Below are 14112 nucleotides of genomic sequence, written 5' to 3'. Positions count from 1 at the left end.
CACACACCACGTGATCATTCCGGGGCCGTCGCCATGCCCGGAAGGCAGATCACGACCGTCACGCATCACGCATGATCAGCCACCCGACAGGCTCTTAGACACGGCGTGCCGCAACAACCACTGAACTGGCTGGTGTTGTGAGTATTTCAGTGGCGTCCAGGGCTGGATGAGTGAGGTAGAACAGGCGGAGCTCATCCACTTCGCCGCCGAAACGAGGCGGCCAATGGGGCGAGGGGGTGAAGTCGTCCAGGATGAGAAGGCCACCCGGAGCAAGCTGCTCGACGACCCCCTGGGGGTCGTCGCGCTTGCCCCCGCCGTCACAGAAGAAGACGTCGAACGGGGCATGCTGCTCAAGCAGCCGCCAGTCCCCAGTGAGAATGCTGACGCGCTTGTCGTCCGCGAAGACACTGGCTGCTCGACGGGCCAGCTCCTCGTCACGCTCTACCGTAACCAGGCGTGCACCGGCGCCAAGGCCACTGTGCAGCCAGGCGGTGCCCACTCCCGAGCCGGTGCCGCTCTCCGCAATGACTCCGTGGGGTTTCGCAGCAGCGGCCAGTTTGAGCAACCTGCCCACTTCGGGGATGCAACTCTTCTTGAATCCCGCCTCGGAGGCGACACGCTCTGCGGCCACCACGCGAGGCGGAACCGCACGTTCTGCCATGATCACGCCCCCTTCACTGTGAACGTGACGCTATTTAACAGCAGAGGCGTTCGCACGGAGTGTCGCCTGTCCGGCCGGCGAACCCTCCCGGTCGAAGCACTGGACCCGGGTCAGTCGGGCCTGCCGCTGCGCAAGTCGCAGTCCGTTGAGACAGGGCCGCCAGGTAGCCGATGAATGCCGGCACGACGGTCGGGATCGCCGATTCTCCCCAGGATCGACCGTGGGGATTTCACAGTCTGTGGCGGTTCGCGACATTCCATGGATGGCAAGGCGTCCGCGCTGTATAGCCTGGGGAAATGCTCACAGAAGTCACCGCGACCCGCTATGTCACGCCCCTGCGGGAGGGCGGATCGCTCCCAGGCATCGTCGAGGCTGACGATCTCGGCACCTACGTCATGAAATTCACCGGCGCCGGACAGGGCCGCAAGACCCTGGTCGCGGAGGTCATCTGCGGACAACTCGGCCGCAGGCTCGGCCTTCGCGTCCCCGACCTCGTGCAGATCCAGCTCGACCCGGTCATCGGGCTCGCCGAGCCCGACCAGGAGGTGCAGGAGCTCCTGAAGGCCAGCGGTGGGCTCAATCTCGGGATGGACTTCCTGCCCGGCTCGATCGGCTTCGACTCGCTCGCTTACCAGGTGGACTCACGGGAAGCCGGGCGTGTCGTCTGGTTCGATGCGTTGATCAACAACGTCGACCGGTCCTGGCGCAACCCGAACATGCTGATCTGGCACGGCGACCTGTGGCTCATCGACCACGGCGCCACCATGATCTGGCACCACAACTGGCCCGGCGCCCAGGCGTCCGCCGCCAAGCCGTACAACGCCTCGGACCATGCGCTGGCCCCGTTCGCCCCCGATATCGCGGCGGCCGCCGCCGAGCTCGCCCCGCTGGTCACCGAGGAACTGCTCACCGAGGTCGCGGCCGATGTCCCCGACGAGTGGCTGGTGGACGAGCCCGGCTTCGATTCCACTGACGAGCTGCGCCGCGCCTACGTGGAGGCGCTGCTGCCGCGCGCCGCCACCATTCATGAGCGCATCACGGTGGAGGGCCCCACCGAGCCCAAGCCGTCGCAGGCCCCCGGCTGGCTGACCGAACACCTCACCCCCTGGCCGCACCCCACCAAGAAGCAGAACGACAAGGACGGCCAGCGGTGACCAAGCGCGATGTCTTCGAGTACGCGCTGCTGCGCGTGGTGCCGCGGGTGCAGCGCGGCGAGTACTTCAATGCGGGCGTGGTCGTCTACTGCCACGCGCAGGGTTTCGTCGCCGCCCGCACCCATCTCGACGAGACCAAACTGAGGGCCCTGGACCCGACCGCCGACGTGGTCGGTGTACGGGCAGCCCTGCACGCCGTCGAGGGCGTGTGCCGCGGCGGTACGGACGCGGGCCAGGCGGCCCGCGACGACGCAGGCCGCCGCTTCCGCTGGCTGATCGCCCCGCGCTCCACCGTCGTCCAGCCGAGCCCCGTGCACAGTGGCCTCACGACCGACCCGGAGGCGGAGGTCGAACGGCTGCTCGACCTGCTGGTGCGCTGATCCGGCGCCCCGCGGCGCCGCCCGCAGCCACTGTGCCGGCGGCGCCGCAGGGTGTGACATGCACCCCTGCGGCCGTGGGCCGTTGACACCGAGTGTCAGGGCTTCTAGCGTCTCGTCTGCTGAAGGTACTAAGCGGTTGCTCAGTTATCGGGAAGGCTCCGCGCACGCAAAGGTTCCGTGCCGGGGTGCCCCGACGTCCGCTGAGCCGCGATCCAAGGGCGAGGAGAACCAAGCATGTCCACCACCGAGCAGCGCGTCGCCATCGTGACCGGAGCGGCGCGGGGCATTGGCGCCGCCACCGCGGTACGCCTGGCGGCCGAGGGCCGCGCCGTCGCCGTACTCGACCTCGACGAGGCGGCCTGCAAGGACACCGTCGAGAAGATCACCGCCGCCGGGGGCACCGCCCTCGCCGTCGGCTGCGATGTGTCGGACAGCGCCCAGGTGGAAGCCGCGGTCGCGCGGGTCGCCGCCGAGCTCGGCGCCCCGACGATCCTCGTCAACAATGCGGGCGTGCTCCGCGACAACCTGCTCTTCAAGATGAGCGAGTCCGACTGGGACACGGTGATGAACGTGCACCTCAAGGGCGCGTTCCTGATGGCCAAGGCCGTCCAGAAGCACATGGTGGACGCCAAGTTCGGCCGTATCGTCTCGCTCTCCTCCTCCTCGGCGCTCGGCAACCGCGGCCAGGCCAACTACTCTGCCGTCAAGGCCGGTCTGCAGGGCTTCACCAAGACCCTCGCCAAGGAGCTCGGCAAGTTCGGCATCACCGCCAACGCCGTCGCACCCGGCTTCATCGTCACCGAGATGACCGCGCAGACCGCGGCCCGGGTCGGCATGGGCTTCGAGGAGTTCCAGGCCGCTGCCGCCACCCAGATCCCGGTGCAGCGCGTCGGCCGCCCCGAGGACGTCGCGGGCGCCATCGCCTTCTTCACGGGCGAAGAGGCCGGCTTCGTCTCCGGTCAGGTCATGTATGTCGCCGGCGGACCGCTCAACTGACCCGAAGGGTTACGGACATCATGACTGTGCAGGACAGTGGGAAGGTCGCGCTCATCACGGGCGCGAGCCGAGGCATCGGCTACGGCATCGCCGAGGCGCTCGTGGCGCGCGGCGACCGGGTGTGCATCACCGGACGCGGCGAGGACGCTCTCAAGGAGGCCGTCGAGCAGCTCGGCTCCGACCGCGTCATCGGAGTGGCGGGCAAGGCGCACGACGAAGCGCACCGGGCGGCGGCGGTCGAGCGCACCATGGAGGCGTTCGGCCGTGTCGATTTCCTGATCAACAACGCCGGTACGAATCCGGTCTTCGGCCCGATCGCGGAACTCGACCTCGACGTCGCCCGCAAGGTCTTCGAGATGAATGTGATCTCGGCGCTCGGTTTCGCCCAGCAGACCTGGAAGGCCTGGCAGAAGGAGAACGGCGGGGCGATCGTCAACATCGCCTCGGTCGCCGGTATCTCAGCCTCGCCCTTCGTCGGCGCGTACGGCATGAGCAAGGCCGCCATGGTCAACCTGACCCTTCAGCTGGCGCACGAGTTCGCGCCGGTCGTCCGGGTCAACGCGATCGCCCCCGCGGTCGTGAAGACGAAGTTCGCCAAGGCGCTGTACGAGGGCCGCGAGGCGGAGGCCGCCGCGGCCTATCCGCTGGGCCGGCTGGGTGTCCCCGAGGACATCGGCGGCGCCGCCGCGTTCCTCACGTCGAGCCAGAGCGACTGGATCACGGGACAGACCCTGGTGGTTGACGGTGGCATTTTCCTGAATGCGGGCGTGAGCTGAGAACGGCCTGAGCGGGTTTGGCCCTGATTGACTCAAGTGCCCTGTCGGGCCCGTGGATTGACCCGACGGGGCGCTGCGGTATGGTCTGCCGACCCATGGCTGATCGAGGAGCGTTCACGTGTTCTACCGGGCCAGTCTGCAGGCCACTGCAGTCCTTGCTTCCCTTTCTCTGCTGGCAGGTTGCGGACTTCTCTCCGACAGCGGCTCGAAAGCGGAACAGAAGATAGTCGTCGGTACGACCAGCGAGCCGTCCACCCTCGATCCGGCGGCGGCGTGGGACAACTCCTGGGAACTGATGCGGAATGTCTTCCAGACCCTGGTGAGTTTCCCCACCGGCAGCACCAGACCCGAGCCCGATGCTGCGGAGTGGTGCAAGTTCACCGACACGACCAGCACGGCCTATCGGTGCAAACTCCGCAAGGGCCTGAAATTCTCCAATGGTGACAAAATCGATGCCGAGGCCGTGAAGTACTCCATGGACCGGATCACGGCCATGAAGGTCAAGGGTGGCCCCGTCGGCATGCTCGGCTCGCTCGACCGGGTCGAGACCAAGGGGGACGACATCGTCATCTTCCACCTCACCAAGCCGGACGCCACCTTCCCGTTCATCCTCGCCACGCCTGCGATGTCGCTGGTGGCGCCCAGCGACTATTCGAAGCACAAAGTCCGCAGCGACGGAAAGGTCACCGGATCCGGTCCCTACCTCCTGGATTCGTACAAGCCGGGGAACCGGGCCGAACTGGTGAAGAATCCGGACTACAAGGGTTTCGCCAACCGTAAGAACGACGCTGTGACCATCCGGTACTTCAAGGAGTCCGTCCCCGTGGTCACGGCGCTGAGGAAGAACGAGATCGACGCGATCTACCGCGGCCTCACCGCAGAGGACGTCGTCGGCCTGGAAGACAACAAGGACCAGAGCAGCAATCTGCAGATCGTCGACACGGTGGGCGCGGACATCCGCTTCCTGGTCTTCAACCCCGAGGATCCGGTCGCCGGGAATGTGGCCGTGCGGCGGGCCATCGCCCAGCTCGTCGACCGTGACGCACTGGTGGCCAAGGTCTACCAGGGGACGGCCGAGCCGCTGTACTCCATGGTCCCGAAGGGCATCGCCGGACACACCACCAGCTTCTTCGACGCCTACGGCGACCCGGACAAGGACGAGGCGAAGCAGATCCTCGCCAAGGCGGGCATCACCAAGCCCGTCGCCATGACGTTCTGGTTCACCACCGACCGGTACGGCTCGTCCACGGCCCCCGAGTTCGACGAGCTGAAGCGGCAGCTGGAGGCTTCCGGGCTGTTCAGGATCACACTGAAGAGCAAGCCCTGGAAGGAGTTCCAGGAAGGCTTCAACAAGGGGCAGTACCCCGTCTTCGGCCGCGGCTGGTTCCCGGACTTCCCGGACCCGGACAACTTCATCGCCCCCTTCGTGGGCAAGGAGAGCGTCACCGGGTTGCCGTACATGAAGAGCGAGATCACCGAGCGGCTGCTGCCGCAGACCCGCAAGGAGAGCGACCGGGGCGCGGTCAGCAAGCAGTTCGAACGGGCCCAGCAGATCCTGGTCAACGACGTGCGGCTGCTGCCGCTGTGGCAGGGCAAGCTGTACGTCGCGGCGGGCGAGGACATCGGCGGCGGCGAGCGTGCCCTGGACCCGCAGACGGTCATGCAGCTGTGGGAGCTGTACCGCAAGGCCAGCTGGTAGGCCCCGGCAGGGCTCGCAGGGCCCGTTGTCAGTGGCCCCCGGTAGGTTCTCGGTTGAAGAACTGATTACTTACCGGAGGTTGTTGACGTGACCGACACCGACCTGCTGCCCGAGTCCTGGCGCGGCGTCCTCGGCGAAGAGCTCCAGAAGCCCTACTTCAAGGAGCTCACCGAGTTCGTCGAGGAGGAACGGGCCAAGGGGCCGGTCTATCCGCCGCGCGACCAGGTGTTCGCAGCCCTGGATGCCACGCCCTACGACAAGGTGAAGGTCCTTGTCCTCGGTCAGGACCCGTATCACGGGGAGGGGCAGGGACACGGGCTGTGCTTCTCTGTGCGGCCGGGCGTGAAGACGCCGCCCTCCCTGCGGAACATCTACAAGGAGATGAAGGAGGAGCTCGGCCTGCCGGTCCCGGACAACGGGTATCTGATGCCGTGGGCCGAGCAGGGCGTGCTCCTGCTCAACGCCGTGCTGACGGTGCGCGCGGGCGAGGCGAACTCGCACAAGGGCAAGGGCTGGGAGAAGTTCACCGACGCGGTGATCCGCGCGGTCGCCTCGCGGCCCGATCCGGCGGTCTTCGTGCTCTGGGGCAACTACGCGCAGAAGAAGCTTCCGCTGATCGACGAGGAGCGCCATGTGGTGGTGAAGGGTGCGCACCCTTCACCGCTGTCCGCCAAGAAGTTCTTCGGCTCGCGTCCGTTCACGCAGATCAACGAGGCGGTGGCGGCGCAGGGGCACGAGGCCATCGACTGGCGCATCCCCGACCTGGGCTGACGCTGCGGTTTCGGCCCGGGCCGGGGGTGGGCGCTCGGTGGACAGGTCCGGGACGCCCGCCCGAGCCTCAGCGGGATTGACCGCGGCTGCGGCTAGCGTCGAACGGAAACGGGTGGACGTGGACAGGGAGGTCGCGGTGACGGAGCAGCGGGAGGCGTCGAAGGATGCCGTCATGACCAGGATCGGCCAGGCGATCATGCTGCTGCACGGTGGCGACCGGGAGGAGGCCCGCAATCGCTTCGGCGAGCTCTGGTCGGAGATCGGCGAGGACGGGGACGCCCTGCACCGGTGCACCCTCGCCCACTACATGGCCGACACGCAGGACGACCCCGGTGACGAGCTGGCCTGGGACCTGAGGGCGTTGACCGCGGCCGGCAGTCTGACCGACGAGCGCGCGGCACAGCACTCCGATGCGCTCGCGATGCGGGCGTTCTATCCCTCGCTCCATCTCAATCTCGCGGCGGACTATGTGAAGCTCCACCGTCCCGAGGCGGCCCGGATCCATCTGGACCGGGCGCGCGCCGCCTCCGGTGTGCTCGCGGACGATGGGGCGGACGACGGGTACGGGGGAGGGGTCCGCGCGGCGATCGCGCGGCTGGAGCTGAGGCTGCGAGAGCTGTGAGGGGGTGGCCCGTCCGAGGCGGACGGGTCACCCGTTCGTCTCTCTCCTGCCGGGCTCAGCGGCCGTAGGTTTCCTCGCAGATCCGGGACTGCGGGCTGCCTGCGGGCCAGTGCCCGTATCCCCGTCCCAGTGCGCAGAGGTCCTTCCTGGTGACGTGACCCGGCAGGGCCGGGGTGGGTGAGGTCACGGCGGGCGGGGCCTGACGCGGCCGAGGCTGCGCCGCCTTGGGGTGCTTGCGTTGCTGTGGTGCGCGGGGCGCGGCGCGTCGGATGTCCGGTGGTGCGCCGGGCGCCGGGGTGGTTGCGGAGGCGGACGGCTTGGGGGCCGGCAGGGCTCCCAGGCTGTCGTGGACCGGCGGCCGCACGATCTGTGGCGCCATGTCCTGGGCGGGCCTGCTGGTCCCGGGCCGGGACGGAACGTCCGGCTGCGGCGCCACGGACACACAGCCGGACAGTGTCGTGACCGCCACGCCGACCAGGATCTTCACGGTGATTCGGGTTCGTTGCACCTGATCAACTCTGCTGTGCGGACCCGGTTTTGAGTGAGCCGGGAAGCCGGGATTGGCCCGCACGAGTGACGCCGGTCAGCGTAATGCCGCCTACGACCCGAGCATCCCGCGCAGCAGTTCGGTGAAACCGGTACGCAGCTCCTCCTCGGTCGGTACGGAGTGGTGGTACGACCCCGCGGCGCACGAGAACATCAGCCCCTCGCACCAGGCCACCAGGGACAGGGTGTGCCGTTCGGGCTCGGCCGACCCGGCCGCCGTCATCAGCGCCATCAGCGGCTCTCGGAACTGCCGGCCCGTCGCGTCGAAGAACTCCCGCAGCTCCGGGCGCCGGGTGGCCTCAAGGGCGAGCTCGTAGCGGCAGATGAGCAGTTCGGGGTGGCGGGTGAGATACCGGTGCAGGGCCGGCGCGAGACCGGCGACCAGTGCCTCCGGGCCGATGCGCGGGCCGTTCTCCGCGCTGGTGCCCGAACCGCCTTGCGGGCCGGCGTCCGGGCCGTCCGTCCTGCCGGTGCCCGGCGCCGGAAGTTCACCGGGGGTGAGCACCCGTGCCTCACGCTCCGCCAGCCGTCGCACCGTCACCTCCAGCAGGGACTGCCGGGTGCGTGCGTAATTGGACGTCGAACCCTGGGGGAGTCCGGCGCGCTCGTCCACCGCGCGGTGGGTCAGGCCGCGCATCCCGCGTTCGGCGAGGAGCGCGAGGGCGGCATCGGTGATGAGAGCGGCCCGGGAGGTGCCGGTGGTGCGTGTGGCCATGGGGCCAACCTACCTCCGCAACTACATCTGTAGTACGGTGAACACCGGGCGGGGAGCTCGGCGCGGGTCTGGCCGCGTACACCGCCGACCGGCTGCCCCGCACATCGGACATCGTCCGCAAGGCCGCACAGGCCTCCCGGCTGATGCGCCTGACCAGCGCCCCGGCCGTGGCGCTGCGCGATGCCCTGATGTCCACCGTCTCGCGGTTCGGACCCACTCTCGTTCTGCGCACCTTCGACGGCATCGCGGACTGGCAGCCGCCGCAGCACACGTATGCTGCCCTGACGAACGACGCGCGCAGGTCACCGCGGTAGACATCGGTTCGAAGAGCTCGACGGGGCACCCTCGCCCGGTGAACACTGCGCCGGTCGGCGCCGAACAGTGAGAAGGAGACCCCTGTGAAGGTCGGCTGCATCGGGCTCGGTGACATCGCGCAGAAGGCGTATCTGCCGGTTCTGACCACCCTGCCCGGGGTCGAACTGCATCTGCAGACCCGTACCCCCGCCACCCTGACCGCGGTCGCCGAGGCCCACCGGATCCCGTCCGGGCAGCGCCACACCGATCTCGACTCGCTGCTTGCCGAGGGCCTGGACGCCGCGTTCGTCCACGCCCCGACCGCCGTACATCCCGAGATCGTGGGCCGGCTGCTGGACGCGGGCGTCGCCACCTACGTCGACAAGCCGCTGGCCTACGAACTCGCCGACTCCGAGAGGCTGGTGAGCCTTGCCGAGGAGCGCGGGGTGAGCCTCGCCGTCGGTTTCAACCGCAGGGTCGCGCCCGGCTACGCGCAGTGTGCCGAGCACCCGCGCGAGCTGATTCTCATGCAGAAGAACCGGGTGGGCCTGCCCGAGGACCCACGCACCATGGTCCTCGACGACTTCATCCATGTCGTCGACACCCTGCGCTTCCTGGTGCCGGGGCCGATCGAGCACACCGTCGTACAGGCCAGGATCCGCGACGGTCTGATGCACCATGTCGTGCTGCAGCTGGCCGGCGACGGGTTCACCGCCATCGGCGCGATGAACCGGCTCAGCGGCTCGACCGAGGAGCGGCTGGAGGTCTCCGGCCAGGACTCCAAGCGCGAGGTCGTCAACCTCGCCGAGGTGATCGATCACAAGGGCCAGCCGAGCGTACGACGGCGCGGCGACTGGGTGCCGGTGGCGCGCCAGCGCGGCATCGAGCAGAGCGTGCTGTCCTTCCTGGACGCCGTGCGGGCCGGGAAGCTGCTGAGCGCCCAGGACGCACTGCAGACGCATGAGCTGTGCGAGCGCATCCTGCGCGACCTGGACTGCGCCTAAGGGCTGTCCGGCCGGGGCCCTTCGGCCCCGGGATGCGTCGGGCCTTGCTCCGATGCAGGCTGGGAGATGGACCACCGGCCCGTGGAGGTGACCTCGTGAGGCCCCACGACGAGCCAAAGGGCTGGGGAGCACTCCAACCGCCGCCCGGCTACTACTCGGCCGACGGACGGCCGCCCGACGCGATGCAGCGCGGACTGATCCTCGACTGGGCGGTCAATCAGCGGATCGCGAGCGGCTGGCGAGTGGAATCACGCTCCGAGACGCAGGTCGTCATGGTCCGGGGCCGGCCACTGAATCATGTGCTGCACGCCATCCTGATGGTGTTCACCTGCTTTTTCTGGGGCGCCGTGTGGCTGGTGCTGGCCGTGACCAACAAGGTCGAGCGGGTCTCGCTCACCGTCGACGCCCAGGGCCACATCGTTTCCGTGAACGGCCCCGGATAGTCCGGCCGTTCTCCGGGCTCACGGCCTGGAGCGACCGGTGGATTCGGTGGAATCGGCGCGTGAGGCGATCACCGGAGCCGCCTTTCCCCTCGCACCGGCCGACCCGCCCCGGTCGCGTCTGCGGAACGACCGCACCCCTTCGAAGACGCAGAACGCGGCCAGTACCGTCAACGCCCCGTGCACCGGCCAGTCGCCCAGCCGTACGTAGAGCGTCGTACCGGACGCCAGCGGTACATCGAACACGGCGGCCCCGCTCGTATCCGTACCGAGCGGGGTGCCGATCCGCTCGCCCTGCGGGCCGTACACCGCACTGACGCCGGTGAGCGTGGCGTGCACCATCGGGCGGCCGTTCTCGGCGGCCCGCAGCGCTCCGAGCGAGGCGTGCTGTTCGGGCGCCCAGCTGTGCTGGAACGTCGAGGTCGACGACTGGTCGATCAGCACCTGCGCCCCGTCCCGGGTCAGCCGCCGGCTCATGTCGGGGAACGCGGACTCGAAGCAGATCAGCGGTCCGATGCGCAGACCGTTCCCTCCAGCAGCGCCGGGAAGCCACATCGTCACCGGGTGGGTGCCCCGCAGCCGGTCCTCGCCCGCCGCCTTGCCCACGGACGTGGCCCAGCCCAGCACCGAACGGGCCGGGATGTACTCGCCGAACGGCACCAGCCGCATCTTGTCGTAACGCTGCCCGGTCAGCCCGTCCGGTCCCACCAGCACAGCGGACTTGAAGATCCCCGCCCGCCTCGAACCATCCGTCTGCCGGGCATCCATGTTGACCAGCACATCCGCGCCCACCCGGCGCGAGAGGGCCGCGATCCGGGCGGTGATGTCCGGGTGCCGGGAGAGATCCACACCGACACTGCTCTCGCCCCACACCACCAGATCGAGATCACGCCCCGCCAGCGAGCGGGTCAGCCGCTCACTGGCGGCGAGCCGGCGCCCGACGCTGTGGGGGCCCGCGATCACACCCGGCTGCACGACGGCGATCCTGGCCACGCCCGACCGCTCGGGCTGCGTTGCCCACTGGGTCATCGACCCCGCGGCCAGGGCGCACACCACGATGCCGACGACGCCGACCGTACGGGCGGCGGTGGTCACGAACAGCAGGGCGACGGCGGTGTTCACCGCGACCAGCAGAAGACTCACCAGCCACACCCCGCCGACGGATGCCACGCGGAGTGCCGGAGCCACCTCCCACTGGCTCGCGCCGAGCAGCCCCCAGGGGCCGCCCAGCCCCTCCCAGGAGCGGGCCAGCTCGATCATCAGCCAGCCGCACGGCACCACGACGACCGCGGTCACGGCTGCTGCGACCGAAACCGGCCCGCGCAGTATTCGGAAGACCAGCAGACCCCACGGCGCCCACAGCAGACCGAGCAGGGCAGCCAGGACCACGATGAACACATGGAGACTCGGCATCAGCCAGTGATGCACGGCGAGCAGGTAACCGACCCCGCCGAACCAGCCCTCGAGCGCCGCCCGGCACCCTGTGCCGGCGGACCGGATCAGCAGCAGCCATGGCACCAGACCGACATAGGCGAGCCACCACAGGGAAGGCGCCGGGAACGCGAGCGCGGGCAGCGCACCGGCAAGCAGTGCAACGCAGCCGCGCGACCGGCCGGACCGCAACATGCGCTCCCACTGCTCGCGCCGACCGGCCGGAATCCGCATGCCGCGCCTCCTCGTCCTGGTGATCAGCAGTGTCCTCCCTGCTCACCCGTTCCGCAGTTCCTTCCCGGCGCGAGCGAGGCAGAAGCACTGGTGGGCGGGCTCAGGCGGGGGTGAGCGATCCCGCTGTGCCGCGCCACTTCTCGTGCACGGTCACGGTCCGGATCCGCCAGCCGCTCCCCGTACGCGACAGCGTGAAGGCGTACCGCCCGCCGGAGACGAAGTTCGGTGCGCTCGCCCGTACCCCGGAGCCGCCCTCGCCACCCGCCGTGCTCTCCAGCCGCATCGGATTCAGGTAGTCGGCCCGCACTTCGGCGCGGTCGCCCGGGTAGCCGCCCAGGTCCTGGATGTCGAGCCGGCGGTTGACGATCAGATGCTGGCGTACGGGGAAGAGCCGCATGGTCTCCGCAAGCCACTGGGCGACCTCGGCCGCAGGCCCTTCGACACCGCCCGCGCTGCGGTAGTCGGCGCGGCCGTCCGCGGTGAACAGGGCCCGGTAGTTCGCCCATTCGCCGTCGTCCACCGCCCTCGCATAGCCGGTGATCACTGCATCGATGGACAGCTGGTCCATCACGGTCGAGAGATCCACGCGCTGCGTCATCGGGTCAGTGTCCGCCCGCCGGCGTCCGAGGCCAAGGGGCGCGCACGCACGACGGGCCGGCACAACTGTCAGCAGGGCACCACGGCCACCGGGCCGAGCGCATGCGTGAGCGTGGTCTGTGCGACGGGGGAGAGCCCGAGCCCGAGGGACTCACCGCCCTTGCGCCGCCCGATCACGGTCAGCGCCGCGGTTGCCGATGCCGTGACCAGGGTGCGGGCGGCGGAGCCGCCGACCGGTTCTCTGACGACCTCGACCTGCGGGTACTTCTCCCGCCAGCCGGCGGTGAGTTCGGCGAGGGTCCGCTCGGCCGCACCTGCCGCCGCGTCCCGGTCGAAGACCGGACCGCCGGAAAGCATCGAGGAGAACATCGTCCAGCCGTGCACGATCCGCAGCCGTGCACCGGGCCGGGAAGCGGCTGTCGCGAAGGCGAACTCCTGCACCGCTTCACTGCTCTCGTCGGCGGCCACGCCCGCGACAATGTCGGGGAAGGCTTTGGCCGCCTCCCCTTCGTCCTCGTCCGACGGTCCGCTGTGGATGACGACGACGGGGCACTGGGCCATCGAAGCGGTCGCCAGACTGTTGGAGCCGAGCATCAGGGACCGGAAACCGCCCAGACCGCGCGAGCCGACGACCACCAGCGACGCATCACGGCTGAGCGAGGTGAGCGCCGCCGAGGGGAAGTCCAGCGGTGTGAGCGTCGACGGGTGCAGATCCGGAGCGATCTCGGACACCCTTCGTACGGATTGGGTGAGCAGCTCCTCCGCCTCGCGCTGCTGCGTTTCCTGACCGGTGCGCCGAATCGGCGTCCGGGCGTGCACGATCACCAGCGGGAGCCCCCGGCGGGCGGCCTCGCGGGCGGCCCAGTCGAGTGCCTCACGGCTGTGCGACGAGCCGTCGACGGCTGCGATCACGGGAAGCTCGGTGATGGTCATGATTTCCCTCCGGGTTCCGGCTGTACATGTTCCAGGCTGGTACGCGCACACGTCTTGTGGCAGGGCCTTTCGGCCTCATCTGCCCGGGAAGATCCGGGCAGATGCCACCACGCGTAAAATGCCGATCCCTGACGCGAATGCCGGCTGCCCACCGACGGCGGACTGCCCGACCGCCGGCTCGCCGATGTCTCGCGCGGTCAGCAACGCCGGGTCGCCCTCGCCCGCGCGCCGGCCCGGGCCCCCGAGATTCTCCTTCTCGACGAGCCCACCGCACGCGCCGGCCCGCCTCCTCGCCCGCACTTCCTGGAGCGCGCGCACCCGCCACTTTGTCGTCCGGGCTGCTGCGGGTGCTGTGCGGCGCTCGTCGCCGCGGCGTCGGCGTGAGCGGTCGTCGCGTACCGACCGATGGGGGAGCGCCACCCGCTCCTTGACCCTCCCCTCCGGGCAAGCCCCAGCGTGTGTCCGTCGGAATCACCGGGTACACACGACCCGTCCCCATGAGCGGAAGAGGTCCGGATGGAATCGCGCCCCACTGCGATTGTCAGTGCCGGATGCGATCCTGCCCCCCATGGACGAGCTGATGCGGCATCGGCGCGTGTACGGCGCCGACCATGACGATCCCGACCCGGGGCCCCAGCCGGGTCACTCCTACCGGGAGTTGGTGGGCGGCCCGCTCGACGGGCTGCTCCTCGATGTGACGGGCTGGACGGAGACGGCACTGCGCGAGGGGGCGGCGCTGAACACGGAGATCGGGCGATTCGGCCCGGGAGGCCGAGCGGAGTACGGACCCAGGGACGGCGACTTTGACCGGTGGGACTGGCAGGGCGACATCCTCTGACCTCCACCGCCACGCCACTTC

Annotated in this window: 18 protein-coding genes; 12 read left to right on the top strand and 6 right to left on the bottom strand. The window is 69.3% G+C overall.

The genetic code is table 11. The annotated features are described in order from the left end of the window. Positions 1-94 precede the first annotated feature (94 nt). Positions 95-667 (bottom strand): O-methyltransferase, encoded by a 573-nt coding sequence (locus tag ABTZ94_RS30260; RefSeq protein WP_351205424.1) that lies wholly within the window; start codon positions 665-667, stop codon positions 95-97. Between the two features lie 290 nt (positions 668-957). Between ABTZ94_RS30260 and ABTZ94_RS30255 the strand changes: the two genes are divergently transcribed. The 7 genes from ABTZ94_RS30255 to ABTZ94_RS30225 all read left to right on the top strand — a co-directional run bounded on the left by ABTZ94_RS30255 (position 958) and on the right by ABTZ94_RS30225 (position 7059). After that, entirely contained in the window at positions 958-1815 is an 858-nt protein-coding gene (locus ABTZ94_RS30255; protein ID WP_351205422.1) for a HipA family kinase, read from the top strand. Further along, positions 1812-2195, top strand: coding sequence for a DUF3037 domain-containing protein (locus ABTZ94_RS30250; protein ID WP_351205420.1), 384 nt, complete (start codon positions 1812-1814; stop codon positions 2193-2195). The genes ABTZ94_RS30255 and ABTZ94_RS30250 overlap by 4 nt, the downstream gene beginning before the upstream one ends. A 234-nt stretch (positions 2196-2429) precedes the next feature. Further along, positions 2430-3191, top strand: a complete 762-nt coding sequence (gene fabG, locus ABTZ94_RS30245; protein ID WP_351205418.1) for a 3-oxoacyl-ACP reductase FabG — start codon at positions 2430-2432, stop codon at positions 3189-3191. A gap of 20 nt (positions 3192-3211) precedes the next feature. Continuing rightward, on the top strand, positions 3212-3967 hold the full coding sequence (locus ABTZ94_RS30240) for an SDR family oxidoreductase (protein ID WP_351205416.1): 756 nt from the start codon (positions 3212-3214) through the stop codon (positions 3965-3967). 118 nt (positions 3968-4085) lie between these two features. Next, positions 4086-5666 carry an ABC transporter substrate-binding protein gene (locus ABTZ94_RS30235; protein WP_351205414.1) on the top strand — a complete coding sequence of 527 codons (1581 nt, stop codon included), beginning with the start codon at positions 4086-4088 and terminating at the stop codon, positions 5664-5666. A gap of 87 nt (positions 5667-5753) precedes the next feature. Continuing rightward, positions 5754-6437: a uracil-DNA glycosylase gene (locus tag ABTZ94_RS30230; RefSeq protein WP_327276471.1), complete on the top strand. Its 684-nt coding sequence runs from the start codon at positions 5754-5756 to the stop codon at positions 6435-6437. Between the two features lie 136 nt (positions 6438-6573). Further along, positions 6574-7059, top strand: coding sequence for a hypothetical protein (locus ABTZ94_RS30225; protein ID WP_351205412.1), 486 nt, complete (start codon positions 6574-6576; stop codon positions 7057-7059). A gap of 55 nt (positions 7060-7114) precedes the next feature. Here ABTZ94_RS30225 and ABTZ94_RS30220 read toward each other — a convergent pair whose 3' ends face one another. Further along, the gene (locus ABTZ94_RS30220) at positions 7115-7567 is read right to left on the bottom strand and encodes a hypothetical protein (protein WP_351205410.1); all 453 of its coding nucleotides are present in this window, start codon (positions 7565-7567) and stop codon (positions 7115-7117) included. Between the two features lie 90 nt (positions 7568-7657). Beyond that, positions 7658-8320, bottom strand: a complete 663-nt coding sequence (locus ABTZ94_RS30215; RefSeq protein ID WP_351205408.1) for a TetR/AcrR family transcriptional regulator — start codon at positions 8318-8320, stop codon at positions 7658-7660. 143 nt (positions 8321-8463) lie between these two features. Here ABTZ94_RS30215 and ABTZ94_RS30210 point away from each other — a divergent pair, with 143 nt between their 5' ends. From ABTZ94_RS30210 to ABTZ94_RS30200, 3 genes are all read left to right on the top strand, one after another. After that, positions 8464-8634, top strand: coding sequence for a hypothetical protein (locus ABTZ94_RS30210; RefSeq protein WP_502967337.1), 171 nt, complete (start codon positions 8464-8466; stop codon positions 8632-8634). An 84-nt stretch (positions 8635-8718) separates the two neighbouring features. Then, the gene (locus tag ABTZ94_RS30205) at positions 8719-9618 is read left to right on the top strand and encodes a Gfo/Idh/MocA family protein (protein ID WP_351205406.1); all 900 of its coding nucleotides are present in this window, start codon (positions 8719-8721) and stop codon (positions 9616-9618) included. 95 nt (positions 9619-9713) lie between these two features. Beyond that, complete coding sequence (locus ABTZ94_RS30200; RefSeq protein ID WP_351205404.1) at positions 9714-10061, top strand: DUF8108 domain-containing protein; 348 nt, start codon at positions 9714-9716, stop codon at positions 10059-10061. Between the two features lie 18 nt (positions 10062-10079). Here ABTZ94_RS30200 and lnt read toward each other — a convergent pair whose 3' ends face one another. The 3 genes from lnt to ABTZ94_RS30185 all read right to left on the bottom strand — a co-directional run bounded on the left by lnt (position 10080) and on the right by ABTZ94_RS30185 (position 13253). Beyond that, positions 10080-11723: an apolipoprotein N-acyltransferase gene (gene lnt, locus ABTZ94_RS30195; RefSeq protein ID WP_502967336.1), complete on the bottom strand. Its 1644-nt coding sequence runs from the start codon at positions 11721-11723 to the stop codon at positions 10080-10082. Between the two features lie 100 nt (positions 11724-11823). Beyond that, positions 11824-12321 (bottom strand): nuclear transport factor 2 family protein, encoded by a 498-nt coding sequence (locus ABTZ94_RS30190; RefSeq protein WP_351205402.1) that lies wholly within the window; start codon positions 12319-12321, stop codon positions 11824-11826. A 68-nt stretch (positions 12322-12389) separates the two neighbouring features. Further along, positions 12390-13253, bottom strand: a complete 864-nt coding sequence (locus ABTZ94_RS30185) for a universal stress protein (protein ID WP_351205400.1) — start codon at positions 13251-13253, stop codon at positions 12390-12392. A gap of 144 nt (positions 13254-13397) precedes the next feature. Between ABTZ94_RS30185 and ABTZ94_RS38045 the strand changes: the two genes are divergently transcribed. Together ABTZ94_RS38045 and ABTZ94_RS30175 are read left to right on the top strand one after the other, a co-directional pair. Beyond that, positions 13398-13637: an ATP-binding cassette domain-containing protein gene (locus ABTZ94_RS38045; protein ID WP_502967338.1), complete on the top strand. Its 240-nt coding sequence runs from the start codon at positions 13398-13400 to the stop codon at positions 13635-13637. A 184-nt stretch (positions 13638-13821) separates the two neighbouring features. Further along, positions 13822-14091: an MDR/zinc-dependent alcohol dehydrogenase-like family protein gene (locus ABTZ94_RS30175; RefSeq protein WP_351205398.1), complete on the top strand. Its 270-nt coding sequence runs from the start codon at positions 13822-13824 to the stop codon at positions 14089-14091. Positions 14092-14112 lie beyond the last annotated feature (21 nt).

It is taken from the genome of Streptomyces sp. NPDC002785, from assembly GCF_040295565.1.
Lineage (GTDB): Bacteria > Actinomycetota > Actinomycetes > Streptomycetales > Streptomycetaceae > Streptomyces.
The sequence above is the reverse complement of the archived record's forward strand: the minus strand, read 5'-3'. Positions and strand labels throughout refer to the sequence as shown.

Excerpts from the sequence above, each read along its gene's own strand:
- ABTZ94_RS30185 (WP_351205400.1), bottom strand. The coding sequence starts at position 13,253 with ATGACCATCACCGAGCTTCCCGTGATCGCAGCCGTCGACGGCTCGTCG.
- ABTZ94_RS30175 (WP_351205398.1), top strand. The coding sequence starts at position 13,822 with ATGGACGAGCTGATGCGGCATCGGCGCGTGTACGGCGCCGACCATGAC.
- ABTZ94_RS30215 (WP_351205408.1), bottom strand. The coding sequence starts at position 8,320 with ATGGCCACACGCACCACCGGCACCTCCCGGGCCGCTCTCATCACCGAT.
- lnt (WP_502967336.1), bottom strand. The coding sequence starts at position 11,723 with ATGCGGATTCCGGCCGGTCGGCGCGAGCAGTGGGAGCGCATGTTGCGG.
- ABTZ94_RS30210 (WP_502967337.1), top strand. The coding sequence starts at position 8,464 with ATGCGCCTGACCAGCGCCCCGGCCGTGGCGCTGCGCGATGCCCTGATG.
- ABTZ94_RS30240 (WP_351205416.1), top strand. The coding sequence starts at position 3,212 with ATGACTGTGCAGGACAGTGGGAAGGTCGCGCTCATCACGGGCGCGAGC.
- ABTZ94_RS30190 (WP_351205402.1), bottom strand. The coding sequence starts at position 12,321 with ATGACGCAGCGCGTGGATCTCTCGACCGTGATGGACCAGCTGTCCATC.
- fabG (WP_351205418.1), top strand. The coding sequence starts at position 2,430 with ATGTCCACCACCGAGCAGCGCGTCGCCATCGTGACCGGAGCGGCGCGG.
- ABTZ94_RS30255 (WP_351205422.1), top strand. The coding sequence starts at position 958 with ATGCTCACAGAAGTCACCGCGACCCGCTATGTCACGCCCCTGCGGGAG.